Source organism: Pseudomonas sp. SDO5591_S426 (assembly GCF_054070755.1).
Genome location: NZ_JBSVXD010000084.1, coordinates 1 through 25,213, shown reverse-complemented (window position 1 = coordinate 25,213; position 25,213 = coordinate 1). Strand labels below are relative to the sequence as shown.

General features: G+C 59.1%; 18 protein-coding genes. 11 read left to right on the top strand and 7 right to left on the bottom strand.

Features of this window, described 5'->3' with window-relative positions; translation table 11 throughout:
* The 3 genes from ACW9JC_RS17250 to ACW9JC_RS17240 all read left to right on the top strand — a co-directional run.
* Positions 1-1,424: cobaltochelatase subunit CobN (locus tag ACW9JC_RS17250; protein ID WP_457456341.1), on the top strand; the 1,424-nt coding region annotated here is incomplete at its 5' end.
* A gap of 46 nt (positions 1,425-1,470) precedes the next feature.
* Entirely contained in the window at positions 1,471-2,478 is a 1,008-nt protein-coding gene (locus ACW9JC_RS17245; RefSeq protein WP_457456339.1) for an ATP-binding protein, read from the top strand.
* A complete protein-coding gene (locus tag ACW9JC_RS17240; protein ID WP_457456345.1) occupies positions 2,460-3,143 on the top strand; it encodes a vWA domain-containing protein in 684 nt (227 codons plus the stop codon). The genes ACW9JC_RS17245 and ACW9JC_RS17240 overlap by 19 nt, the downstream gene beginning before the upstream one ends.
* A gap of 5 nt (positions 3,144-3,148) precedes the next feature.
* Here ACW9JC_RS17240 and ACW9JC_RS17235 read toward each other — a convergent pair whose 3' ends face one another.
* The gene (locus tag ACW9JC_RS17235; RefSeq protein WP_338581067.1) at positions 3,149-3,868 is read right to left on the bottom strand and encodes a FadR/GntR family transcriptional regulator; all 720 of its coding nucleotides are present in this window, start codon (positions 3,866-3,868) and stop codon (positions 3,149-3,151) included.
* Positions 3,869-4,064: 196 nt separating this feature from the next.
* Between ACW9JC_RS17235 and pssA the strand changes: the two genes are divergently transcribed.
* Together pssA and ACW9JC_RS17225 are read left to right on the top strand one after the other, a co-directional pair.
* Positions 4,065-5,408, top strand: a complete 1,344-nt coding sequence (pssA, locus tag ACW9JC_RS17230) for a CDP-diacylglycerol--serine O-phosphatidyltransferase (protein ID WP_457456336.1) — start codon at positions 4,065-4,067, stop codon at positions 5,406-5,408.
* 290 nt (positions 5,409-5,698) lie between these two features.
* Positions 5,699-11,014, top strand: a complete 5,316-nt coding sequence (locus tag ACW9JC_RS17225; protein ID WP_457456334.1) for a hypothetical protein — start codon at positions 5,699-5,701, stop codon at positions 11,012-11,014.
* A gap of 117 nt (positions 11,015-11,131) precedes the next feature.
* On the opposite strand, the gene efeO (ACW9JC_RS17220) is transcribed toward ACW9JC_RS17225, so the two are convergent.
* Genes efeO (ACW9JC_RS17220) through efeU form a run of 4 tightly spaced genes read right to left on the bottom strand, consistent with a single transcriptional unit; the run spans position 11,132 to position 15,343 of the window.
* Positions 11,132-11,956, bottom strand: coding sequence for an iron uptake system protein EfeO (gene efeO, locus ACW9JC_RS17220; RefSeq protein WP_457456332.1), 825 nt, complete (start codon positions 11,954-11,956; stop codon positions 11,132-11,134).
* A gap of 22 nt (positions 11,957-11,978) precedes the next feature.
* The gene (gene efeB, locus ACW9JC_RS17215; RefSeq protein ID WP_457456330.1) at positions 11,979-13,277 is read right to left on the bottom strand and encodes an iron uptake transporter deferrochelatase/peroxidase subunit; all 1,299 of its coding nucleotides are present in this window, start codon (positions 13,275-13,277) and stop codon (positions 11,979-11,981) included.
* Positions 13,278-13,295: 18 nt separating this feature from the next.
* Positions 13,296-14,495 (bottom strand): iron uptake system protein EfeO, encoded by a 1,200-nt coding sequence (efeO, locus tag ACW9JC_RS17210; RefSeq protein ID WP_457456327.1) that lies wholly within the window; start codon positions 14,493-14,495, stop codon positions 13,296-13,298.
* Positions 14,496-14,503: 8 nt separating this feature from the next.
* Positions 14,504-15,343 carry an iron uptake transporter permease EfeU gene (gene efeU / locus ACW9JC_RS17205; RefSeq protein ID WP_457456325.1) on the bottom strand — a complete coding sequence of 280 codons (840 nt, stop codon included), beginning with the start codon at positions 15,341-15,343 and terminating at the stop codon, positions 14,504-14,506.
* 268 nt (positions 15,344-15,611) lie between these two features.
* On the opposite strand from efeU, the gene ACW9JC_RS17200 reads away from it, so the two are divergent.
* From ACW9JC_RS17200 to ACW9JC_RS17175, 6 genes are all read left to right on the top strand, one after another.
* Positions 15,612-16,628, top strand: a complete 1,017-nt coding sequence (locus tag ACW9JC_RS17200) for an AraC family transcriptional regulator (RefSeq protein ID WP_457456343.1) — start codon at positions 15,612-15,614, stop codon at positions 16,626-16,628.
* 267 nt (positions 16,629-16,895) lie between these two features.
* Positions 16,896-18,560 carry an AMP-binding protein gene (locus tag ACW9JC_RS17195; protein WP_457456323.1) on the top strand — a complete coding sequence of 555 codons (1,665 nt, stop codon included), beginning with the start codon at positions 16,896-16,898 and terminating at the stop codon, positions 18,558-18,560.
* 16 nt (positions 18,561-18,576) lie between these two features.
* Positions 18,577-19,338, top strand: a complete 762-nt coding sequence (locus tag ACW9JC_RS17190) for an SDR family NAD(P)-dependent oxidoreductase (protein WP_457456321.1) — start codon at positions 18,577-18,579, stop codon at positions 19,336-19,338.
* A gap of 12 nt (positions 19,339-19,350) precedes the next feature.
* Positions 19,351-20,544 (top strand): acetyl-CoA C-acyltransferase, encoded by a 1,194-nt coding sequence (locus ACW9JC_RS17185; RefSeq protein WP_457456319.1) that lies wholly within the window; start codon positions 19,351-19,353, stop codon positions 20,542-20,544.
* Positions 20,545-20,678: 134 nt separating this feature from the next.
* Positions 20,679-21,806: an acyl-CoA dehydrogenase gene (locus ACW9JC_RS17180; protein ID WP_416130364.1), complete on the top strand. Its 1,128-nt coding sequence runs from the start codon at positions 20,679-20,681 to the stop codon at positions 21,804-21,806.
* Positions 21,807-21,822: 16 nt separating this feature from the next.
* The gene (locus tag ACW9JC_RS17175; RefSeq protein WP_457456317.1) at positions 21,823-22,596 is read left to right on the top strand and encodes an enoyl-CoA hydratase; all 774 of its coding nucleotides are present in this window, start codon (positions 21,823-21,825) and stop codon (positions 22,594-22,596) included.
* 122 nt (positions 22,597-22,718) lie between these two features.
* On the opposite strand, the gene ACW9JC_RS17170 is transcribed toward ACW9JC_RS17175, so the two are convergent.
* Positions 22,719-23,870, bottom strand: coding sequence for an acyl-CoA dehydrogenase family protein (locus ACW9JC_RS17170; protein ID WP_457456315.1), 1,152 nt, complete (start codon positions 23,868-23,870; stop codon positions 22,719-22,721).
* A gap of 3 nt (positions 23,871-23,873) precedes the next feature.
* A complete protein-coding gene (locus tag ACW9JC_RS17165) occupies positions 23,874-24,980 on the bottom strand; it encodes an enoyl-CoA hydratase/isomerase family protein (protein WP_457456313.1) in 1,107 nt (368 codons plus the stop codon).
* Between the last annotated feature and the right edge of the window lie 233 nt (positions 24,981-25,213).

The following is a 25,213-nucleotide window of genomic DNA, read 5'->3' as shown; positions in this document are numbered from 1 at the left end:
TCGACATCAATGTGGCTGACACCCCATCGCGAGCAAGCTCGCTCCCACAGGAAATACATAGCTCTGAAGTGAGCGACATCATCGACCACCTGCGTGAAGTAGTCGCTCCCAGACTAGACGCCTGCGGCCCGGCAGAAATGCGCGGCCTGCTCGACGCCCTGAACGGTCGTTTCGTCCCGGCCGGCCCCAGCGGCGCGCCGAGTCGTGGTCGTCTGGACGTGCTGCCGACCGGGCGCAATTTCTATTCGGTGGACGTGCGTAACCTGCCGACCACCAGCGCATGGCGCATCGGTTTCCAGTCGGCCAACCTGATTCTTGAACGGCACTTGCAGGATCACGGCGATCATCTGCGTCAGCTCGGCCTGTCGGTCTGGGGCACGGCGACCATGCGCACCGGCGGCGATGACATCGCCCAGGCCATGGCGCTGATGGGCGTGCGTCCGGTTTGGGCCACCGGCAGTCAGCGGGTCGACGATTTTGAAATTCTGCCGCTGAGCCTGCTCGACCGCCCGCGAGTGGATGTCACGTTGCGAGTCTCGGGTTTTTTCCGCGACGCCTTTGCCAATCTGATCCGTTTGTTTGATGCCGCTGTACAAGCGGTCGCCGCGCTGGATGAACCGGACGACCTCAATCCGTTGGCAGCCAAGGTCCGCGCCGAGCGAGAAGCGTTGCTGAAATCGGGGCTCGATGAAGAAGCTGCGAAGCGTCAGGCCGGTTGGCGGATCTTCGGCGCCAAACCCGGTGCCTATGGCGCGGGCGTGCAGGGCGCCATCGACGGTCGTCTGTGGCAGAGTCGTGAGGACCTGGCCGAGGTTTACCTGAATTGGGGCGGTTACGCTTATGGTGGCTCTGACGAAGGCACCGTGGCCCGCGAGCAGTTCGCCCAGCGTCTGAGCCAGGTGCAGGCCGTACTGCAAAATCAGGATAACCGCGAACACGACCTGCTGGATTCCAACGACTATTACCAGTTTCAGGGCGGCATGCTCGCGGCGGTCGAAAGCCTCAGCGGTGCGGCAGCGGCCAGCTACCACGGCGATCATAGCCAGCCGGATTTGCCGAAAATCCGCACACTCAAGGAAGAACTGAACCGGGTGATTCGCTCGCGGGCAGCCAATCCGAAGTGGCTCGACGGGGTCAAGCGTCACGGCTACAAAGGCGCGTTCGAAATGGCGGCGACGGTCGACAACCTGTTCGCCTTCGACGCCACCACGCAGTTGATCGACGATCACCAGTACGCGTTGCTGGCCGATGCCTACTTGCTCGACCCGAACACCCGGGATTTTGTCCGCGAGCACAATCCCCATGCCTTGCGCGACATGACCGAGCGCATGCTCGAAGCGCAACAGCGCGGAATGTGGAAAGAGCCGGGCGAGTACCGAGAGGCGCTGGAAAACCTGCTATTGGATATAGAAGAAGATGGCTGACCGCATCGCTGTTCATGACATTACCGACCATGACTGAGATAGAACAATGACCGACACCCCGCATTTCCCGCTCTCCGCCGTGGTCGGCGCCGACGATTTGAAGCTCGCGTTGTACCTGACCGCCATCGACCCGAAGATCGGCGGCGTGCTGATCGAAGGCCCGCGCGGCATGGCCAAGTCGACCCTGGCCCGAGGCCTGGCGGACTTGCTCGCCAGTGGTCAATTCGTCACTTTGCCCTTGGGCGCGACCGAAGAGCGTCTGGTCGGCACCCTCGACCTGGATGCGGCCCTGAGCGAAGGTCGTGCACAGTTTTCTCCCGGTGTGTTGGCCAAGGCTGACGGCGGCGTGCTCTACGTTGACGAAGTCAATCTGCTGCCCGACCACTTGGTCGATCTGCTGCTCGACGTCGCCGCCAGCGGCACGAATCTGGTGGAGCGGGATGGCATTTCCCATCGGCATTCCGCGAAGTTCGTGTTGATCGGCACCATGAACCCGGAAGAGGGCGAGTTGCGTCCGCAACTGCTCGACCGCTTTGGCTTGAACGTCGCGCTCAGTGGTCACACCCAACCTGCCGAGCGTGGCCAGATCATCCGTCGACGCCTGGATTTCGACAATGATCCTCAAGGCTTCTGTGCCGAGTGGGAGAGTCAACAAGCGAACCTGCGCGAGCGATGCCAGAAGGCGCGCAGCGCTTTGGCGACTATTCCTCTCGACGATGCAGCGCTGGCGCAAATCACTGAGCGCTGTTTTGCTGCCGGGGTCGATGGCTTGCGTGCGGATCTGGTCTGGTTGCGTGCCGCACGCGCCCACGCTGCCTGGCGCGGCGCGAGCAGCATCGCCGAGGAAGATATCGACGCCGTTGCCGAGTTCGCCTTGCGCCATCGCCGTCGCGAACACACACCGCCCGCGCCGCAATCCTCACAAGCGCCGCAACAGACGGCTCCGCAAAACACCAACCCGAGCGAAGGTCAAGGCCAGTGGGGCGAAATGCCCGCTCAGGCGCTGCCGATCGGCGCCCGACGTGAAGTGCCGAGCTGGCCAAAAAAGCCCTAGGCATTCGCCCTCGATCTGACGCGGGGGCGAATGCCAGACCCCGCGCCGGACGGCTGGATCACGGCAAACAAGGCAAGCGTCACGCCGCCCGCAACGGCACGGTCAACTGGCCTGGCACGCTGCTCAACGGCCGACCGCGTCAGCGCTCAGAGCTGATGTTCCATCTGCGCACCCGTTCGCCCCATGAACTGTGGCTGGTGATTGTCGATGCCTCGGCGTCGACCCGCCGACATCGGGCGTTGAGCGACGCCAAGGGCTTGCTCGCGCAGCTGTTCGATGATGCCTATCGGCAACGCGCGCGCCTTGCTTTGCTGACGGCCAGCGGGCAAGTGCCGAAGTGGCAGGTTCAAGGGTTGAAAGCGTCCAGCGGGTTGCGTCATTGGCTCGATGGCCTCGGCGCGGGTGGCGGCACACCGATGCTTGCAGCGTTGGGCGAAGCGGGGCGCTGGCTCACTGCGCGGCAGAAGCGTTTTCCGGCGGAGCAGCAACGGCTGCTGTTGCTCACTGATGGCCGGCTGAAGGACTGGCAGACGTTGCCCGCTCTTGAGTGTCCGGGCCTGCTGATCGATATCGAACGTGGGCCGATTCGACTCGGACGCAGCAAGATGTTGGCGGCGCAGTTGCAGTCCGACTATCGACACATCGACGAACTGCTACCGGGCTGACGTGGTCAGGCAGGATCGCTACCCAGCACCACATTCAACGCACTGCGCGCATCATCGAGTTGCACCAGCGTCGCATGCCGCGCGCCGAGGGCATCGCGGTTCTCGATGGCGGTGAGAATCGCCTTGTGCCGTGGCAAGGCCAGTTCATGCAGGTTCGGTCGCTGGTTGGAATGCTTCAAGGCTTCGGCGATGGCCACCGAAAGCATGTTGCACAGGTTGGCCAGCAAGTCATTGTGGGTCGCATCGGCGATGCGGCTGTGGAAGTCCAGGTCCGGTTGCAGCAAGGCTTCCGGCGTCGGCGCGGCTTCCATGCGTTGGTAGGCTTCGCCGATGGAGACGATGTCGTCGTCGGTGGCAAATTGCGCGGCGAGGGCGGCGGCCGCCGGTTCGATGATGCTGCGCACGCTGGTCAACAGGCTGAAGAATTCATTCTGCGGGCTGCTTTGCATTAGCCAGTGCAGCACGTCCGGGTCGAGCATGTGCCATTCCCGACGCGGCTTGACCACGGTGCCGACCCGCGGGCGCGAGTACACCAGGCCCTTGGCGACCAGAACCCGCGTGGCTTCGCGCAATACCGGCCGGCTGACGGCATATTCCTCACACAACAGGGCTTCGGCGGGCAGTTTGTCGTCCGGCAGGAAACGTCCGGAGACGATCTGCATGCCCAGTTCCTGGACGATGCGCGAGTGCATGCTTTTGCGGTCGGAGGGTTTGCGGTAATCCATGGGGCGCGACGCGGTCCTGTAGATGGGGTGTCGCGCATGATAGCAGGCACGACACAATCTTGAGGCGGATACACAAAGCAAATGTGGGAGCACAGCCAACCTGCTGGCGGTGGGGCCATTACAGACAGTAACAAGACCCGAACCGATCCATGGTGTAAGCTCTCAAACTCTCTGGATTCGACCCATTGCGAGCCCTATGCCGTCGCTTTTCAAACGCTCCCTGCTGCCAAAACTGCGCAGTTTTCCGCTGACCGCCGATGCCGTCACCATCCTCTCCGGCGCTGCCGAGTTCCGTCGTTGCCTGCTGGAAAAAATCGCCAGCGCCACCCAGCGCATCTATATCGTCGCGCTGTACCTGCAACAGGACGAGGCCGGCCAGGAAATTCTCGATGCCTTGCACGCGGCCAAACTGGCACGTCCGCAACTGGAAGTGGTGGTGGTCGTTGACTGGCTGCGCGCCCAGCGCGGTTTGATCGGTGCCGGCAAGCAGCCGGGCAACTCGGCCTGGTATCAGGAGATGACCCGTACTCACGAAAGTGAAGTGCCGGTGTATGGCGTGCCGGTGCAGACCCGCGAGCTGTTCGGCGTGTTGCATTTGAAGGGTTTCGTCATCGATGACTGCGTGATCTACAGCGGTGCGAGCCTTAATAACGTTTACCTGCACAAGTTCGACAAGTACCGCTACGACCGTTACCACTTGCTGAACAACCGTGCGCTGGCCGATTCCATGCACCACTTGGTTCAGCATGGGCTGGTGGCTTCCAAAGCGGTGCATCGCCTCGATTTGCCGAACCTGCCGACCACCCGCAGCCTGCGCAACGACATCGGCGATCTGCGCAGCCGCCTCAAGCATGCCGCGTACGACACCACCCAGGGTTCCACGGACAAGAGCGGTCTGTCGGTCAGCCCATTGCTGGGCGTCGGCAAGAACAACCCGCTGAGCCGGGTGATTGGTGAGCTGATCGGTAGCGCTCAGCATCAACTGACCATCTGCACGCCGTACTTCAACCTGCCGTTGGCCGTGACCCGGGAAATCAACCGGGCGCTGGCGCGGGGTGTGAAGATCGACATCGTGGTCGGCGACAAGACCGCCAATGACTTCTACATCCCGCCGAGCGAACCGTTCAAGGTGATCTCTGCGCTGCCGTATCTCTACGAAATCAGCCTGCGGCGCTTCGCCAAGCGCCATCAGCGCAACATCGACAGCGGCCAGTTGAACCTGCACCTGTGGAAGGACGGCGACCACACCTATCACCTCAAGGGCATGTGGGTCGATCAGCGCTACACCTTGCTGACCGGCAACAACCTCAACCCGCGCGCGTTTCGCCTCGACCTGGAAAACGCCTTGTTGATCGATGACCCGAAAGGCGAATTGCTGGGGCCACGCCGCACGGAACTGGCGGAGATTTTCCAGCACACGCGGCGTATCGAGCGATATCAGGATCTGGAAACATTGCCGGAGTATCCGGCGGGTGTTGCCAAGTTTCTCAAGCGTGTCAGTCGTGTGCGGATTGAGCGGTTGCTGTATCGCATTCTGTAAGCAGAACGTTCGGTAGGGGTGAGGGATAACCAGAAACAGAGCGTTTTCTTATATTTCCTTTTGGGCGTGGCTTATAGGCTCGCGCGATGCATTTGTGCGAAAAGGAATTCTGAAAGTTGCCTGTCTCATTTCACCCCTCAAATAGAACCTGTTCCGCGACACCCACTGATCCTTCATTTGTACTCCCGGCGCCGACCTCGTTAGCCGAGGATATTTCGGTCGTCCACAACAGCTCCCGGTCTTTTAATCCTTATGTTGATAGCGCCCGCACCTACGCTGCGGCGCCCGCTATGTACCGGGATGACGTGCAGATTCCCTTGTATTGCAAGGGAAGCAAACGCGAAGGCGATCTAATTGATGATCTGAATTCTTTCAGTGAAACCTGGGGCGCGCTGTACGAGCATTTAACTACGCAGATCCTGTCAGAGCGCGAAGTGCTAAGCGTTCTGAAAAGTGGCATTTTGCAAAGACACATGGGCAAAAACCTGGAACAGGTTTTCATCGAGGCGATGGTGCGCTCGACCCAGCCCAAATGCGACATGACTGCGCAGCGGTTGCGTGAAATTTTCGAGGCTATTTTTCACCTGCCCCCGGACCAATGGGCCGTCGAGTTTGGCGAGCATCTCAACTTTTCGCGATCCAGTGGCAGTCATGGTGTTGCCGGTTTTATACAGGCGCAATTGCAATTACCGCGGGAGGAAAGGGATAAAAAAATCGCCTCTGGTGAATTGTTGACCGACGCGCAGTGGCAGCGGCTGTGCGAGGTGCTGGAGCAAAGTCCCGTATGGATGAGTGAGCGTTTGGAGCAGGCAGATCCCAATATGCCGTGGATGGACCTGGAGGATATTCCAGCGCTCAGGCCATCATCCGCTGCCACGCAACTTCTGCTGGGAAAATGCTTGCAGGTCATGGATGAGTATCGCTCAGAAGAAACGGCGCCTAGCGAGTACGCAAGCCAGATCCGTGAGCTCATTGAGTGCATCAAGGACAAATCCGATCCAGCAGTACAGCTATGTAGCCGTGAGGAAGAGACGGCGATGTTCGAGTTTCTTGCGCCGACTTCACGACACCGCGAAGGCACGAGCGATGAGTGCTTTCCGCTGCTATCGACTCTTGAGGAAATAGAGCGCAAATCCGACTTCCACCCTGTAACCATCAACGCCAATCGTGTTCCGAAAGGGTTAGTGGCCAAGGCAGCGTATCTACTCCAGATAGTTAATGTTTCGAATTTTCATGGGTATCCAGAAAAACCCCATCCCAAATCCATCATGTTGTTGCCGGAAAAGCCTTCGAAACCGTTCATCGTCAAAGATGTTCCGGTTAACCCCGATACCCCTCCTGAATTCGATATTGAACGCAAATCGGTGGTTCCCTTTGCAAGTGTTGAGCACGCTTTGGAGATGGCCCGGCAGGCGGATGCGCTATTAACAAAGATTACCCATACCCTGACTGGATGGAGGCCCGCCGAAGCACTTGATTTGGAAGACCCTCGGTATTTGCTTGGTGATATTGCCGAAAGGTTGGAACGTCTGGATATACGAACTCCGTTTCGGACGACGCCAGGTTCGTCCTTCGGCTCGCAGGAAAATCCCTATGCCGAAACGACCGAAGCTAACGCTGACAGCCATTTCACAGCGTTGGGGGCCAGCCTTGGAGCATGGCTACGTTCGTCAGCCGCCCATTTGGGATCAATGGGAGTGACGATGCTGGCCGGGGTTACCCATCTCACCCGGCAACACCCGAACGCATCTGCAACACTGGCGTTCGCAGCCATTCACGCAGCGTTGAATGAATTTTACAGCCGCTGGTTTCCCTACGAGGGGGCAGGCAACCAGGCTCATTTTGCCGCCGAGGCGGATCCCAGGTTACGCCAACAAATTATCGATGAAGTGCAATTGACCCTGGACGCAATGCCGACATTCGTACAATCGGTCAGGGCGCGTCGTGAGGCATCCGGTTATACGAACCCTCATGACGATCCCATGTTGGTAGCGGACGTTAAGTCCCTTATGCAACAGCCAGCGCCATCGGATCCAGACATGACGGTCGCGGAACTGGTCGATGAGTCCATTGCTCGGGCTCACTACGCTCGTCTGCAAATATCGAGAATGGGCGTGGACATCGATGGGAACCCTTTTGTCGAGACAGAAGACGTATCCGTGAACTCCCAACGTGCCGAGAGCGAGCTTGGTAGTGAAAGCGCCGAATGGGTGCTCGATGCCATGAGCGATGCAGACATCACTTTGCACGCGGATCGAACCCTGCAAGCGCGAGTGGTGAAGGAACTGACCTCGGCTGGAAATACGCCGATGCCTGTTTCTACCGACAGTTCGATCCACAAACCCGCGAGCCTTTTTCGGGACGCGGTGAACGACCCAAAGGTATTGGAGTGGTTTGAATCCAAGGGCTTTGCCCTTAATACATTAAAAGTTTTTGCGGATAGTGTTTCTGGAAAGGTCATCCGTGATGGTGTCAGCAGCGACGAAAGCTTTTCCATATGGGATGACTCCGGGTGGTGGCAGGTATCAGCGCAAGTTCTGATCGCCAGACAATTACTTGATCCTGGAGATATCGGACTTTCTTTTACGAATGAAGGCCCTGAACTTGTTTATCGCGATGTGATCATCCAGTTCTACGGGGAGACTTCGCCGACCTCGACCGAGGAGGCGACGGAACTTGTCCGTCGTTTAAGCGCAGAGGGTTGGCCGGCGTTCGATACGATCAAAAATGACGAACTGTTAAATAAGGCCAAGGCGCTGATCCATGAGGAAAAAACCCGTGCGCAGTTGAGTTATGAGCTTGAACAAAGCGTGAAAAATCTCGCAGATAACGCGCCGGTTTCGTTGTCCAGCCTGTTCAGCAGAGTCGCCAACGGCTCACCTCTGGATGAAAAATGCAAAAGCATCGTTGGTCACTTGCATGAGTTTATAGCACTGCCGGGCATGATCTCACTCTGTCAACGTCTTGAAATCGATTGTACTGTCGCACCAGTGAGAATTAGCGAAAATAGAATTCAGGTCCTGATGCCACCCGCCCTGTGGTACGACATAACGAATTCCGTGAGTGCAGACAGTAATTTGCTGGCGCCATTCAACATGCTATTGCAACAGATCAAGGACACGGGGAATGCGCTCTATTCAACGTTATCTTTCGATCTGCAGCAGACAGTGAACTTCAGAGGTTTTGGATCTCCAAAGACAGCGGGAGAAGTGCGCAACGTTATTCGATGGCTGCAAACTTCGTTGCCAACATCCATGCCTCTGGGCGATTGCGGCGCAGGATTGTTGGCTCTCACGCCATCATCGGCGACACTGACACCGGTCGAAAGAACGACAATCATTGGGGTTTCCCGAAAACTATTAAATGGTGCAGCATCAATTATTGACGTGCTGTGTAATGCCTCCGAACTCGACCGTCCCGTTGAATATCGGCGTGATAATGCTGAATCTATACTGGAAGACATGTTGGCATCAGAACAATCGAATTCCTGGGCGCAGCAAATGCTCAGGGAGCTTGGTTGGTATGGTGCATTGGAAGGGCAAACGGCCTCGGTTGAAATCAAGCAACAGATTTTGCTGGCTGCAATCAAGTTGGCCGTCGATCCCGATGCCTCTGGCAAGCCCGGAACGGTCGCAGGTTATGACGTCTATCAGCCGAAAAACCTGGGACGTGATGTCAATGAAGTGCTGACGGAAATTGAACGGCATCTGGTGCAACACAAAGGTGTCAGCGAACGCACTGCGCCACTGATTGCCCATCTGTTTCTAGTGGATGCCGCACCAGAATTTCTGGCATACGATATCGCCAAAGGGGTGCAGGTAGGCACCGCTGGCTGGATGACTTTGCGCTTGGGCGTCGCGATTGCCGAGACTCAGAAACCCGGGTGCTCGCGAGCAATGACGATGTCCCAGTTGATGGACCTCGCACTTCTTACGCCCAACACGCCCGAGCAGCAAATGCTGTTCAAGACCCTCGCCGTTGATATCCTGGTGATATGGGGAGTCATGAACGGGATTATTCCTCAACGCGCCTCCTATTCTTCTGACGACTATTACATCGCAGCGAGCAAATTTTCGACGCAACGCAAGGAACTGGCCCAGGCTATTGAAGGTTTCAAACGCGATCTTGTGACGCGAAATGAAATTGCGATAAAAGAACTTAATAAACTTTACGGCCCGTACGTCAGCGTGCCGATCGAAGATATAAAGGTTAGCGATGGAAGTACCGAAAAGTCATTCGTAGAGGCATATATAGATGGAGATTTGTCTAGCGCGGGTTGGCAGATGTCCAATATTTCGATGGGGCGCCATACCTTCGACTGGTTTCGAATAAAGTTGCCTGACCTTGACAATTTGTTAACTGAGTCAGTCAAAAGGCATTTCGAGTCGGACACTGCCAGTTTTTTGTGTGCAACAAAATCCATGATCGCAGCGTTACCATTGGACGAGCGCCAGAGCATTGAACTTGGCGAGATCAGGTTATTTACGTTGCGCGAGGAAACCGGAAGGCTCAAGGAAGACGAAACAGCGGAGGATCGGGCGGCGATGCGTGGGCATCAAGGGGTGCTTTTACGCTGCGAATATAATCAGCAGGTTAGTTACTACGAGGTATTTCCGGGGCGGATGATCATGATCAAACGCACGGATTTACCCCATGACTTGCCACTCGATGGTGAGATTAAAACAATAAAGGTAAAAGTCAGTGGCCGAGGTCCCGCGGGTAGATTTCCCATACAGCGTGGAACTGAACTGCCGTTTGATTTCTCCGCCTATTCTGAAGGAGCGAAACCGAAAGCCGGCGCCACATCCGAAAAACTGATCGTCGAACAGTTGGGAGAAACCATTCCCGCCAAGGACGTATCTGCCGAGCAAACGACGAACGTGCCCAATAGTTACTTCTCGGCCAAAACCGTAGATATCGCCAAGCGAATCGTGAGCGATAACTTTTTACAGGGGTATGAAGAGTTTCTTTTCAAAAAAGCAAAAGGGCAAACCAGCGCAGAGGAAAATCGTGCGTACTGGGAAAAAGTCAAAAATTTTTTGCTACAGCTTATTCCGTTCGTAGGTTGCGTTGACGACCTTAATTCCGGGAAACGTATGGGGTTCATCAATGGCGCTTTTGGTTGTTTCACGGACCTTGTTTCAGGGTTGAATGCCCTGGGAGGTGGCGTGGGAAAAATTTCCAGTGCGTTGAGGCCCGTCAGACCGGTCAGCGTCAAGGCGTTTGAAGCCGTCAAAATCACCGGCACAACCTTAGTTTCCATGATGAATCCACTGGATGGTGTCGTGGATATGATCGCCGGTGGAGGAAGAGCTATCACTTCCTTCGGTAAAATGTTGACGACTGGCGTATTTGCCTTAACAGAATCGGGAATTAGCCGTTTACAAACATGCGTGGATCGACTGAGGGGATACTTTGGAGGATTCGCCGCTGAAGCGGCTGCCAGGTTATCTCGTCAATCCAGGATCGTCGGTGTCATGGGACGGGTAAATAGCACCCAAATCGTGGCCACTCTGGATAACGGCAAATGGTATGCGCTCGATAAAAACGGAACGCCGGTGGGTCGCGTAATTGATAATTTTGTAGCTCCGGCAACTGCGCATTAGCATGAAACGCCGGGGCGGGTGGAGCACTGATTCGGTCATGCCCGTGCGGTCAGACGACCCTGCGGCTGAATGTGAGTTTCAGTCGCAGGGCGACGGTGGTCCTGAACAGGCCGATCCTTAATTCAAGCCGAGTTTGCCCCGCAACGTCGACAAATCCTCAGCCAGGGTATTCACCGGGCCCACCAGCGCCTTGCGGTCGTTTTCCTTCACTTTGTCGTAAGTCTCGAAACCGCCGTCCCTGGTTTTGTACTTGGCCAGAATGGTGTTCACCGTGGCGAAGTTTTTGTCGACTTTGGCAACGAATGCCGCGTCCTGTTTTTCGATCTGCGGACGGAACAGGTCGACGATTTTCTTCGCGCCGTCGATGTTGCCCTGGAAGTCGTAAAGGTCGGTGTGGCTGTAGCGGTCTTCCTCACCGGAGATCTTGGTGGCCGCGACTTCTTCCAGCAGTGCAGCAGCACCGCCGACGACTTTTTCCGGCGGAAAGGTCAGGCCGGCGACGCGGGTTTGCAGGTCTTTGACGTCTTTGTTCAGACCGTCGGCCAGTTCGCCCAGACCCTTGGTGCTGTTTTCCGAAAACAACGAGTATTCGATGCGGTGGAAACCGGTGAAATCTTCGGCTTTCACGCCTTTTTCGTGGTCGTCGACGCGGGAGTCGATGGACGCATCGAGGTCACTGAACAGTTCGGCAATCGGCTCGATTGACTCGTAGTAAACCCGGGTCGGCGCGTAGAGTTTTTTCGCGGTGGCCAGGTCACCCTTTTTCACCGCGTCGGTGAACTGCTGAGTGTGGCTGGCCAGTTCGTCCAGTTGCTCGGTGACGTAGATTTTGTAGTCGGAAATCGGCTGCACCAACTCCAGCGGTGCCGTCGCCGCGAAAGCGGAAAGCGGGGTGTTGAGCAAGCCTAGGGTCAGCATTAACGCCAGTGGCGACTTTTTCATGGGACGGCTCCGTGTTGGGTATTTATGCGGTTTTTGTGGGTTGTGTGGCAGCAAGCAGCGAGCGACCGATGAAATCCTGGTCGCCGGTAACGCCGGGCAGGGTGAAGAAGTAACCGCCGCCAACGGGCTTGAGGTATTCCTCCAGCGGCTCGCCATTGAGGCGGGTTTGCACGGCGATAAAGCCCTTTTCCAGATCCGCTTGGTAGCAGATGAACAGCAGGCCCATGTCGAGCTGACCGTTCTTGTTCACGCCGTTTGAGTAGTTGAACGGCCGGCGCAGGATCAGGTTGGCCTGGGTCGCGGCGGTGCGCGGGTTGGCCAGGCGAATGTGTGCGTCGAGTTTGGTCAGCTTGCCTTCCGGGTCCTTGGCGTAATCCGGCACTTGCGTTTCATGGGATCCGCCCATGGGCGCACCCGTGCTTTTGATCCGGCCGAGGATGCTTTCCTGTTCCTGTAGTGGCGTGCGGTCCCAGCGCTCGACGAAGTTGCGGATGATCCGCACTGCCTGATAGCTGCCACCCGCCGCCCAGACGGGTTCATCGCTGCCGGACTGGACCCAGACGATGCTGTCCATGGCCTTGGCGTCGTTGGAGTCGGGGTTGGCCGAGCCGTCACGAAACCCCAGGAAATTACGCGCGCTCTGCGCCGGTACACCGGGTTTCGCCGGCGCCTGGGGCGGCACGCTGCCTTCCTGTTTCCAGCGCACCAACAGCAGGTCCGGCAGGTTTTTCACGATGTCGCGCAGGGCGTGGATGTTGGTATCGGTGGTGTTGGCGCAGAACTGCAAGCTCAAGTCGCCGTGGCAGCAATCGGCTTCCAGTGCATCGTTAGGGAAGCCGACCATGCGCATCAGGCGTTTGGGTTTGGCGTCGGCCAATCCAAAACGCTCGTCGAACAGCGATTCGCCGACCGACACGGTGATGGTCAGGTTATCCGGGGTGACGACCGGGCCGAGAATCCCCGAATCCACCGGTGGCAATTTCGGGTCGACCTGAGTGACCGGGCCGCCCTTCATCAGGAACGCGATGCGCTCGTTGAGGGTGCGGAACAGACGCTCCAGGTCTTCGCGGTTGCTGGCCAGCACATCAAACGACACCAGCATGCCGGACGCCGGGCGCGGGATGACGATGCCGCTCTGGTGTTTGCCGTGGAAGTCGTGACGATCTTCGGTGCGGTCGCTGCTTGGTGCTTCGGTGACCTGCGCGGGGCTGGCGGCCATGGCCGGGCAGCTCAGCGCGGAGCCTGCAAGGGCGACACCGGCAGCGCCCATGCCCATCAATACCCGGCGACGCTGAAGGTTGAATTGCTCTGAATCGTTCATCTGAAAGTGGTCTTCTGCTTACAGGCCGGAAAGGCCAAGGGCGGGATCGATTCCGTCGAGTGCATCGGCCAGGGCCTTGGCCTTGTCGGCGATCTGTTTGCGCTGTTCGGCGCTGACGCTGTCGTAGCTGGCGTAACCGTCGTCGACCTTGAAGCCATTGAGTTCGGTATCGAAAGCATTGAGCGCAGTGTCGATTGTCGGCAGTAGCTCGGCGGCGGACTTCGCCAGCAACGGGCGCAGCAAATCGACGACTTTGCGTGCGGCGTCGAGATTGCCGGCAAAACCGTTGAGGTCGCTGTGGCTGTAGCGTTCCTCTTCACCGCTGGCGGCACGCACGTCGGCGAGGGTGTTGAGGTTGCGCACGACGATGCTCACCAGTTGCTCCGGTGGCAGCGTCTGGGCCAACAACTGTTGCTTGAGGGCGGTGACATCGGCGAGCAGGCGCTCGGCGACCGGCGCCAGTCCGTCCACGTTGCGTTGCTGGAACAGCGCGTATTCGAGGCGATGGAAACCGCTGAAGTCCGGGTCCTGTTCGCGTTTTTCGAAGTAATCGGCGCGGGCGTTGATTGCGTTGTCCAGTTCAGCCAGGCGTTGAGCCGCCGGGGCCAGTCGTTGATACGCGGCGCGGGCCGGCAGGTACAAGGCTTGAGCCTGGCTCAAGTCACCGGCTGCAATGGCTTGATCGAGTGCGGTAACGGCTTTGATCAGCGTCGTGCTTTGGCTGCTCAGGTAGACGCGGAACTCCGACAACGGCCCGACAAACGCCACCATCGACGGCTTGGCTTTGGCTGCCGCATCGGACGCGGCAGTCGGCGTGACGTGCAGGGTGCCGCGCGGATTGCTCAGCAGTCCGCAGGTGATCGCGTAGTCGCCGGGCAACAGGTCGGCGTTGATCACCTGGCTCAGGCCTGGTGCGATGTTCTCGCGTTCTTCGACCACCAAAACGCCGTCGAGGATTTCCCATTCAACGGCACGGTCGGAGCGGTTGACGATGCGGAAACTGGCGCGACCGGCCGGCACCGTCAGGGCATTCGGCTCGCAGCTGTGCGGGTGAATCGTCACCAGCACTTCATCGTGGTTGGACTGGCGCTTGGCGGCGGCCATTTTCGAGGCGTGGTAGAACAGGCCGCCGGCGGCGATCATCACGATCACCGAACCGGCCACCGCCCAGCGCAAGGCGCGCGGAGGGGAAGCCTGGGGAGGGGCTGGATTTGGCATGGTTGCCCTTACTGACTGGAAACGGAAGAAGACTGTTTGACTGGCGCCGGGGCCGGGAGAAAAAACATCACCAGCGCCACTACCAGATAAATCAGGTAAGCGCCGAGGGTGCTGACGGTTGGCGCGTCCTGATAGCCGAACATGCCGGCCAGCACCGAACCCAACGGGCCGTCCATCGGCAGCGTCGCGCTGATGTCGAAGAGCACGGTTTGCAGGTGGTTCCACACGCCGGCTTCATGCAGTGCCTGCACGGAATTGGCGAGAATTCCGGCCGCCACCACAAGAATGAACAGGCCGGTCCAGCGGAAGAACGCGCCGAGGTTCAGGCGCATGCTGCCGCTGTAGATCAGGAAACCGACGATGATCGCCAGGATCAGGCCGAGCAGGGCGCCGATCGGTGCCGCCGGGCCTTCGCTTTGCTGGAACACCGCGAGCAGGAAAAACACCGTTTCCAGGCCCTCCCGGGCCACGGCGAAAAACACCATGGCGATCAGCGCGGTCACTTGATGTCTGGAACCGGTCAATGCCTGATCGAGGGACACGTGCAGCGAATGCTTGATCGAACGCGCCACCTTGCGCATCCAGAACACCATCGAACTCAAGATGCCGACGGCCACCAGGCCGACCACGCCTTCAAACAGTTCCTGTTGTTTCTGCGGGAATTCAGCGCTGACCAGTTCCAGGCCGCCACCCACCAGCAGGGCGAGGGCGGCGGCAAGAAATACGCCGATCCATACGGCGGGCATCCATTGGCCACGGCCCGTTTGTTTCAGGTAGCTGGCGATGATGCCAACGATCAACGCGGCCTCGATGCCTTCGCGCAGCATGATCAGAAAAGGAACGAGCATTCAGCAGCGTCTCGGATTTAGATAGGGTGCTAATTTGTAACATAATGACACTCATTCCCATATGGGATTCATTGACAATTACCTGAACGTAAGCTGAACGATCTTAAGAACATCGCAAGCTCCTGTAGGAGTGAGCCTTCTCGCGATGACGCACAGCCGACATCAATGTTGATTGATCCACCGCAATCGCGAGCAGGCTCGCTCCCACAGGGATCTGCGTGCGCTAATATGCCCACCACTCAAACAAGAACAGGGCTTGCCGCGCTCAATGTCGGAAAAAGACACCATCTCCATCCAACTGGCGCGTGAAGCGCTGTTGCAGTGTTGCGCGCCGGGTGCAGCCACCGAAGAGGTGCTGTGCAAGGTCGGCATCGATCCGACGCAACTGGACAATCCCGAGGTTCGCGTCCCGGCCACCGCCTATGCGCGGCTTTGGCGGCTGCTGGCCCGGCGTGGGGATGATGAGTTTTTCGGGATGGACCCACGCAAGCTCAAATCCGGCAGTTTCGAGTTTCTGTGTCGCACCGCCATGATCCAGCCGAACGTGGCGACGGGACTCACCAGCGGCCTGAATTTCCTGTCGTTGATGCTTGAGCGCATGCCCGCCGAACTGGTGCGTCAGCAAAGCCTGGCGGAAATCGTGCTGCTGGAAGACGATCACGATCCGCGTCGCGCCTTCACCTATTTCACTTACTGGATGATCGTGCACGGTGTGGCGTGCTGGCTGGCGGGGCGGCGGATTCCGATCCTGGCCATCGAGCTGCGCTGCCCGCAGCCGGATTTCTGCGACGACTATCAGGTGATGTTTTCCGAGAACCTGCGGTTCGACCGGCCACGCACGCGGATGATTTTCTCCGCCGATTGCCTGGATTTGCCGATCAAGCGTACGGCGGAAGAACTCAAGCGTTTCCTGGCTCATGCGCCGGCGAACATTCTGGTCAAGTATCGCGATCCGCAGAGTCTGGCGAGCCGCATCAAGCATGACCTGCGGCAATTACCCCCCGAGCAATGGCCGGAAACCGAAGCCCTGGCGCAACGCCTGTGCATGTCGGCCTCGACCCTGCGCCGCCGACTGGCCGAAGAAGGCCAGACCTACCAAGGGCTCAAGGACAGCGTGCGCAAGGAACTGGCGATTGTCTGGCTGGCCGAGCCCAGCATCAGCTTCGCCGAAATCGCCACGCGGCTGGGGTTTGCCGATGCGAGTTCGTTCTACAAGGCGTTTCGCAAGTGGTCGGGGTCCAATCCGGGGCATTACCGGAGTTTGATTCTTAACGAATCCAACTGATCCGAGCTTTGCGTTCAGACCGCTACCGCCATCGCGGGCAAGCCATGCTCCTACAGGTCATGCGGCAATCCTGAAATCACATCAATCCTGTAGGAGCAAGGCTTGCCCGCGATGGCGCCCTGACAGGCGCCGCATCCTTTGAATCTTGGCCAAACCAGTCAAGCAACTTGATAACTTTGACCATTGCCCGACGCCCCGCGCGGAGCGAGTATTTCCCTGTTGTTTACGGTTCCCCCAACCAATAAAAAACACAGAGGGATTCTGGCAATGCGCGATTACTTGTCTGCTGTTTCACAGTTCAATTATCAGCACACCGTCGACGCCGCACTCGCGGGCGATCTGACAGCCCTCAACGCCTGCGTCGAGTGTTGCGACCGGCATGCGTTGCCCGGCCGGATCGCTTTGTTCTGGGAAGGTCGAGACGGCTCCAGCGCCACGTACACCTTCACCGACCTGCAAGACAAAGCCGCGCGCTTTGCCAATTTCCTGTTAGCGCAAGGCGTGAAAAAAGGCGACAAGGTCGCCGGCCTGTTGCCACGCAACATCGAACTCCTGATCACCGTGTTCGCCACCTGGCGCATTGGCGCGGTCTATCAACCTTTGTTTACCGCCTTCGGCCCGAAAGCCATCGAGCACCGTCTCGGCTGCTCCGGCGCCAAAGTGGTGGTCACCGACTCGGTCAACCGCTCGAAACTTTCCGAAGTCGCCGATTGCCCGACCATCGTCACCGTCGCTGGCCCGAAAGGGCAAGGCATCGTTCAGGGCGATTTCAGTTTCTGGGCCGAACTGGCCAACTATTCCAACAACTGCGAACCGGTGATGTTGACCGGTGAAGACCCGTTCCTGCTGATGTTCACTTCGGGCACCACTGGCCCGTCGAAAGCCTTGTCGGTGCCACTCAAGGCCATCGTCGCGTTCCAGAGCTACACCCGCGACGCCGTGGACCTGCGCCCGGAGGACGCGTTCTGGAACGTCGCCGATCCGGGTTGGGCCTACGGCATCTATTTCGGTGTGACCGGACCGATGTCGATGGGGCACCCGATCACCTTCTACGATGGCCCGTTCACCCTCGAAAGCACCTGCCGGGTGATCAACAAATACGGCATTACCAACCTCACCGGTTCGCCGACCGCTTATCGTCTGTTGATTGCTGGCGGCGACGAGTTTGCCAAGTCGATCAAGGGCAAGCTGCGCATTGTCAGCAGCGCCGGCGAGCCGCTGAACCCGGAAGTGATCCGCTGGTTTGCCGATCAACTCGGCGTGGTCATTCACGACCATTACGGCCAGACCGAGCTGGGCATGGTGCTGTGCAACCATCATGGTCTGGAACACCCGATCCACATGGGCGCCGCCGGTTTTACCTCACCGGGCCACCGCATCGTGGTGCTGGACGACGAATACAAGGAACTGGGCATCGGTCAGCCGGGCATTCTGGCCATCGACCGCACGCAGTCGCCGATGTGCTGGTTCGCCGGTTACGAAGGCGCACCGACCAAAGCCTTCGTTGGTGACTACTACTTGAGCGGCGACACCGTCGAGTGGAACCCGGACGGCAGCATCAGCTTCGTCGGGCGCAGCGATGATGTGATCACCACCTCCGGCTACCGCGTCGGCCCGTTCGATGTGGAAAGCGCACTGATCGAGCACCCGGCAGTGGTGGAAGCCGCCGTCGTCGGCAAGCCCGATCCGGAGCGCACCGAACTGGTCAAAGCCTTCGTCGTGCTCAGCGCGCAATACCGCGCCGCGCCGGAGTTGGCCGAAGAGTTGCGCCAACACGTGCGCAAGCGTCTGGCGGCGCATTCTTACCCCCGAGAAATCGAATTTGTCAGCGAGTTGCCGAAAACCCCAAGCGGCAAATTGCAGCGCTTTATCTTGCGTAATCAGGAAATCGCCAAAGCCCAAGAGGCGGCGGCAAAGAACGTCTCAGCTTGAATCCAAGGACACAATGATGCAGATCGAAAACAAGGTTTTTCTCGTCACCGGCGGCGCTTCCGGCCTCGGTGCGGCCACCGCTGAAATGCTGGTCGCGGCCGGCGCCAAAGTGATGCTGGTGGACATGAACGCCGACGCCGTTGCAGCTCAGGCCCAGCGCCTGGGCGCGCAAAGCGTGGTGGCGGACATCAGCAACGAAGCGGCGGCCGAAGCGGCGTTGCAAGCGACGGTCAAAGCCTTTGGCGGCCTCAACGGACTGGTCAATTGCGCCGGCATCGTGCGTGGCGAGAAGATCCTCGGCAAGAACGGTCCACACGCGCTGTCCAGCTTCAGCCAGGTGATCAACGTCAACCTGATCGGCAGCTTCAACATGCTGCGCCTGGCCTCTGCGGCGATTGCCGAAACAGAAGCGGACGCCGATGGCGAACGTGGCGTGATCATCAACACCGCGTCCGCTGCGGCCTACGACGGCCAGATCGGTCAAGCGGCGTACGCGGCATCCAAAGGCGCCATCGTCAGCTTGACCTTGCCCGCCGCCCGTGAACTGGCGCGCTTCGGCATCCGTGTGATGACCATCGCCCCGGGCATTTTCGAAACACCGATGATGGCTGGCATGACCCAGGAAGTCCGTGACTCCCTGGCGGCTGGCGTACCGTTCCCGCCGCGTCTGGGCAAACCTGCCGAGTACGCGTCGCTGGTACGGCATATCATTGAAAACAGCATGCTTAATGGCGAGGTGATCCGTCTCGACGGTGCCTTGCGCATGGCCGCGAAATAAGGAGGAATTGACATGAGCCTTTCCAACGATCCGATTGTCATCGTCAGCGCCGTCCGCACCCCGATGGGTGGTTTTCAGGGCGAACTGAAAAGCCTGACCGCTCCGCAACTCGGTGCTGCCGCGATTAAAGCAGCGGTCGAACGTGCCGGTGTCGCTACCGATGCCGTCGATGAAGTGCTGTTCGGTTGCGTATTGCCTGCCGGTCTCGGCCAGGCCCCGGCCCGCCAGGCTGCGCTGGGCGCCGGGCTGGATAAATCCACCCGTTGCACCACCCTCAACAAAATGTGCGGCTCGGGCATGGAAGCGACCATCCTGGCCCACGACATGCTGGTCGCCGGCAGCGCCGACGTGGTCATTGCCGGGGGCATGGAAAGCATGTCCAACGCGCCGTACCTGCTGGACCGCGCCCGCAGCGGCTACCGCATGGGCCACGGCAAGATACAGGATTCGATGTTCCTCGACGGCCTGGAAGACGCCTACGACAAGGGCCGCCTGATGGGCACCTTTGCCGAAGACTGCGCCGAAACCAACGGCTTCAGCCGCGAGGCTCAGGACGCATTTGCCATCGCGTCGACTACCCGCGCCCAACAGGCGATCAAGGACGGCAGCTTCAAGGACGAGATCGTGCCGCTGACCGTAACTGTTGGCAAAGAACAGGTGACGATCAGCAACGATGAGCAGCCGCCAAAGGCCAAGCTGGACAAGATCGCCTCGCTGAAACCGGCGTTTCGCGATGGCGGTACGGTGACGGCGGCGAACTCCAGTTCGATCTCCGACGGCGCGGCGGCACTGGTGCTGATGCGTCGCTCCGAAGCTGAAAAGCGTGGCTTGAAACCACTGGCCGTGATCCATGGTCATGCGGCATTTGCCGATACGCCGGGTCTGTTCCCCGTCGCACCGATTGGCGCGATCAAGAAGTTGATGAAGAAAACCGGCTGGTCGCTCAATGAAGTCGATCTGGTGGAAGTCAACGAAGCCTTCGCCGTGGTCGGCATGGCCGCGATGACGCATCTGGAAATCCCCCACGAGAAACTCAACGTGCACGGCGGCGCTTGCGCCCTGGGCCACCCGATTGGTGCGTCTGGTGCGCGGATCCTCGTGACCTTGCTCTCGGCCCTGCGCCAAAAGAACTTGAAGCGCGGCGTTGCGGCGATCTGCATCGGTGGCGGCGAAGCGACGGCCATGGCCGTGGAATGCCTCTACTAAAGTCACCGCCATCCCCTGTAGGAGCTGTCGAGTGCAACGAGGCTGCGATCTTTTGATGGTTAAAAAAAGCAAGATCAAAAGATCGCAGCCTGCGGCAGCTCCTACAGGGGACCGTTACATATTAAGGAATTGCCATGATCCCCAATGACGACCAACAACAAATCCGCGACATGGCCCGGCAATTCGCCGAGGAACGGCTCAAACCGTTCGCCGCCGAGTGGGACCGTGAGCATCGCTTCCCGAAGGAAGCCATCGGCGAGATGGCCGAGCTGGGCTTCTTCGGCATGTTGGTGCCGGAGCAGTGGGGCGGTTGCGACACCGGTTACCTGGCCTACGCCATGGCCCTGGAAGAAATCGCCGCCGGCGATGGCGCCTGCTCGACCATCATGAGCGTGCACAACTCGGTGGGCTGCGTGCCGATCCTGCATTACGGCAACGATGAGCAGAAAGAACGCTTCCTCAAGCCGTTGGCCAGCGGCGCAATGCTCGGCGCTTTCGCACTGACCGAACCCCAGGCCGGTTCCGACGCCAGCGGCCTGAAAACCCGCGCCAAACTAAACGGCGATCACTACGTGCTCAACGGCTGCAAGCAGTTCATCACCTCCGGGCAGAACGCCGGGATCGTGATCGTGTTTGCGGTGACCGACCCGACGGCAGGCAAGCGCGGCATCAGCGCGTTCATCGTGCCTACCGACTCGCCGGGGTACAAAGTCGCGCGTGTCGAGGACAAACTCGGCCAGCACGCCTCCGACACCTGCCAGATCCTCTTCGAAGACGTCAAAGTCCCGGTGGCCAACCGCTTGGGCGAAGAGGGCGAAGGTTACCGGATTGCCCTGGCCAACCTCGAAGGTGGGCGTGTCGGGATCGCATCGCAATCGGTGGGCATGGCCCGCGCTGCGTTCGAAGCGGCCCGCGATTACGCCCGTGAGCGTGAGAGTTTCGGCAAGCCGATCATCGAGCATCAGGCCGTGGCATTCCGCCTGGCGGACATGGCGACCCAGATTGCCGTGGCCCGGCAAATGGTGCATTACGCCGCCGCCCTGCGTGACAGCGGCAAACCGGCGTTGGTCGAAGCGTCGATGGCCAAGCTGTTCGCCTCGGAAATGGCCGAAAAGGTCTGTTCCTCGGCCTTGCAAACCCTCGGCGGTTACGGTTACTTGAACGACTTCCCGCTGGAGCGCATCTACCGCGACGTGCGGGTCTGCCAGATCTACGAAGGCACCAGCGACATTCAGCGCATGGTCATTTCGCGCAATCTTTGAAAGAAGGAACCATTACGTGAACTACGAAACGATTTTGCTGGAAACCCACGGCCGTGTTGGCCTGATCACCCTCAACCGTCCGCAAGCGCTGAATGCGTTGAACGCGCAGATCGTCAGGGAACTGAACCACGCCCTCGATGGCCTGGAAGCCGATTCGAACATCGGTTGCATCGTGCTGACCGGCTCGAAAAAAGCTTTCGCCGCTGGTGCCGACATCAAGGAAATGGCTGAGCTGACCTACCCGCAAATCTATCTGGACGACCTGTTCAGCGACAGCGATCGCGTGGCCAACCGTCGCAAGCCGATCATCGCTGCGGTCAACGGTTTTGCCTTGGGCGGCGGCTGTGAACTGGCGCTGATGTGCGACTTTATCCTGGCCGGCGACAACGCCAAATTCGGCCAGCCGGAAATCAACCTTGGCGTGCTGCCGGGCATGGGCGGCACCCAGCGCCTGACCCGCGCCGTGGGCAAGGCCAAGGCCATGGAAATGTGCCTGAGCGGGCGCCTGATCGATGCGGTGGAAGCAGAGCGTTGCGGGATCGTGGCGCGCATCGTGCCGAGCGATGAGCTGTTGGACGAGGCGCTGAAAGTTGCCGCATTGATCGCCAAGAAGTCCTTGCCGATTGCGATGATGGTCAAGGAAAGCGTCAACCGTGCCTTTGAGGTGAGCCTGTCTGAAGGCGTGCGCTTTGAGCGTCGGGTATTCCATGCGGCGTTTGCGACGCAGGATCAGAAGGAAGGGATGGCGGCGTTTATTGCCAAGCGTGAGGCGGAGTTCAAAGGTAAGTGATGTAGCGTTCTTGAGGACGCCATCGCTGGCAAGCCAGCTCCCACAGGGTTTTCGGTCGTTCACACATACTGTGTACATCCCGGAACTGTGGGAGCTGGCTTGCCAGCGATGCTTTTAGGGCTTCAAACCAGATAGTTCTTCAGCTCGCGGGCAATCACCATCCGCTGAATCTCGCTCGACCCTTCGTAGATCTGGGTGATCCGCGCATCCCGGTAATACTTCTCCACCGGGTAATCCTCCAGATACCCATACCCGCCATGAATCTGAATCGCTGACGAGCAAACCTTCTCGGCCATTTCCGAGGCGAACAGCTTGGCTTGCGAAGCCTCCGACAGGCATGGTTTGCCGGCCGTGCGCAGGCGCGCGGCATGCAGGATCATCAACCGCGCAGCATTGAGCTGCATGTGCATGTCGGCCAACAGGTTGGCGATGCTTTGATGCTCGATGATCGGTTTGTCAAACTGCACACGATCACGAGAGTAAGCCAGCGCCGCTTCGAACGCCGCACGGGCGATGCCCAGTGCCTGCGCGGCGATGCCGATGCGGCCGCCTTCGAGGTTGGACAGGGCGATGGCCAGGCCTTTGCCGCGTTCACCCAGCAGGTTGGCTTCGGCAATGGTGCAGTTGTTGAGGGTCACGGCACAGGTGTCGGACGCGCGAATGCCCATCTTGTGTTCGGTGCGGTCGACGATGAACCCGGCGGTGTCAGTCGGCACCAGGAACGCTGAAATACCGCGCTTACCGAGGTCCGGATCGGTCACGGCAAACACGATTGCCAGTTTCGCCCGTTTGCCGTTGCTGACAAATTGCTTGGCGCCGTTGATCACCCACTGACCGTCACGCAGTTCGGCGCGGGTGCGCAGGTTGTGCGCTTCGGAACCGGCCTGGGGTTCGGTCAGGCAGAAGCAGCCGATGGTCTGGCCGCTGGCCAGATCAGCCAGCCAGGTTTGTTTCTGCTCTTCAGTGCCGTAATTGAGCACCGGCCCGCAACCCACCGAGTTGTGGATGCTCATGAACGCACCGGTGGCGCCGTCGCCGGCCGAGATTTCTTCCACCGCCAACGCGTAGGCAACGTAGTCGACGTAGGTGCCGCCCCATTCCTCAGGCACCACCATGCCCAGCAGGCCCAATTCACCCATCTTCGCCACCAGACCGTCGTCGATCCAGCCGGCCTTTTCCCAGGCCTGGGCGTGAGGCGCGATTTCACCGCGGGCAAAGTCCCGGGCCATGTCGCGGATCATTACTTGTTCTTCAGTCAATTCGAGATCGTGCATGGCTCAGCTCCCGCTCTCATCAAAACCGTTGAAGAAACTCGCCACGTGTTCGGCGTCCAGCGCCTGCAAGGTGGGCGGGTTCCAGCGCGGATTCTTGTCTTTGTCGATCAGCAGGGCGCGCACGCCTTCGATCAGGTCGCCACGCTCGAACCACTGGCGGTCCAGGTGCAGCTCAAGGGCAAAGCATTGTTCAAGGCTCAGGCGCCGACCGCGACGCAGCATTTCCAGGGTCACGCCCATGGCCAGTGGTGAACGCGTCTCCAACAGGTCGGCGGTGTTTTTCGCCCATTCGTGGCTGTCGGCGACCGTTACTTCGCGCATTTGCTCAACCATACTCGGCACGTCAGGCAACGCGAAGAAGTGGTCGATGGCCGGGCGCAAAGTCGCCAATGGCGCATCCGGCAACTGCTGCACGGCGAGCTTCGCCAGCAGGCTTTGCAGGTCCTTCAACGGCGTGTCGCGCCACTCCAGTTGATCGAGCTTTTCGTCCAGCGTGGCCAGTTTACTGCTGTCCAGATACCAGTCGGCCAGGCCGCAATACAGCGCATCCGCCGCGCGGATCTGCACGCCGCTGACGCCCAGATAAATCCCCAGTTCACCGGGAATGCGTGGCAGGAAGTAGCTGCCGCCGACGTCCGGGAAGTAACCGATGCCCACTTCCGGCATCGCCAGACGGCTTTTTTCGGTGACCACCCGCAGATCGGCGCCTTGCACCAGACCCATGCCGCCACCGAGGACGAACCCGTCCATCAGCGCCAGCACCGGTTTACGGTAGTGGTGAATCGCGATGTCGAGGGCGTACTCCTCGACGAAGAAATCTTCGTGCAGCGTGTCACCGCTTTTGAAACTGTCGTAGAGCGAGCGGATATCGCCACCGGCACAAAATGCCTTTTCACCGGCACCGCGTAAAACCACTGCATGCACCTGCGAATCCTGAGCCCAGGCGTCGAGCTGGCGGTGCAGGTTGCGCACCATGTCGAGGGTGATGGCGTTGAGGCCGGCGGGGCGGTTGAGGGTCAGGTGACCGATGTGGTTGCGTACTTCGGCCAGCACTTCGTTTTGCGTGGCATCCATGGACTGGGTCGCCGGAGAAGAAACCTGAGCAGTCATCACTAACTCCCTGCTTTTATTGTTCTTTATAGAGAAGCTCGCGCGCGAGCGATGCTGGATCGTACCAGTGCAAATTTGTGATGTACAACCGGGATATGTGCAGCGTCTATTTGCGTTTTTGCCTTATGGCAAAGAAAAAAGATCGCAGCCTTCGGCAGCTCCTATGTATGGACTCGCCCCCACTGTCTACCCGCTTTTGAAAAACCGCTGCCCCGTTGCATCTATGTATTAGG

Coding starts and splice junctions, on each gene's coding strand:
- ACW9JC_RS17245 (WP_457456339.1), top strand. CDS start 1,471: ATGACCGACACCCCGCATTTCCCGCTCTCCGCCGTGGTCGGCGCCGAC.
- ACW9JC_RS17235 (WP_338581067.1), bottom strand. CDS start 3,868: ATGGATTACCGCAAACCCTCCGACCGCAAAAGCATGCACTCGCGCATC.
- pssA (WP_457456336.1), top strand. CDS start 4,065: ATGCCGTCGCTTTTCAAACGCTCCCTGCTGCCAAAACTGCGCAGTTTT.
- ACW9JC_RS17225 (WP_457456334.1), top strand. CDS start 5,699: ATGTACCGGGATGACGTGCAGATTCCCTTGTATTGCAAGGGAAGCAAA.
- efeO (WP_457456332.1), bottom strand. CDS start 11,956: ATGAAAAAGTCGCCACTGGCGTTAATGCTGACCCTAGGCTTGCTCAAC.
- efeB (WP_457456330.1), bottom strand. CDS start 13,277: ATGAACGATTCAGAGCAATTCAACCTTCAGCGTCGCCGGGTATTGATG.
- efeO (WP_457456327.1), bottom strand. CDS start 14,495: ATGCCAAATCCAGCCCCTCCCCAGGCTTCCCCTCCGCGCGCCTTGCGC.
- efeU (WP_457456325.1), bottom strand. CDS start 15,343: ATGCTCGTTCCTTTTCTGATCATGCTGCGCGAAGGCATCGAGGCCGCG.
- ACW9JC_RS17200 (WP_457456343.1), top strand. CDS start 15,612: ATGTCGGAAAAAGACACCATCTCCATCCAACTGGCGCGTGAAGCGCTG.
- ACW9JC_RS17195 (WP_457456323.1), top strand. CDS start 16,896: ATGCGCGATTACTTGTCTGCTGTTTCACAGTTCAATTATCAGCACACC.
- ACW9JC_RS17190 (WP_457456321.1), top strand. CDS start 18,577: ATGCAGATCGAAAACAAGGTTTTTCTCGTCACCGGCGGCGCTTCCGGC.
- ACW9JC_RS17185 (WP_457456319.1), top strand. CDS start 19,351: ATGAGCCTTTCCAACGATCCGATTGTCATCGTCAGCGCCGTCCGCACC.
- ACW9JC_RS17180 (WP_416130364.1), top strand. CDS start 20,679: ATGATCCCCAATGACGACCAACAACAAATCCGCGACATGGCCCGGCAA.
- ACW9JC_RS17170 (WP_457456315.1), bottom strand. CDS start 23,870: ATGCACGATCTCGAATTGACTGAAGAACAAGTAATGATCCGCGACATG.
- ACW9JC_RS17165 (WP_457456313.1), bottom strand. CDS start 24,980: ATGACTGCTCAGGTTTCTTCTCCGGCGACCCAGTCCATGGATGCCACG.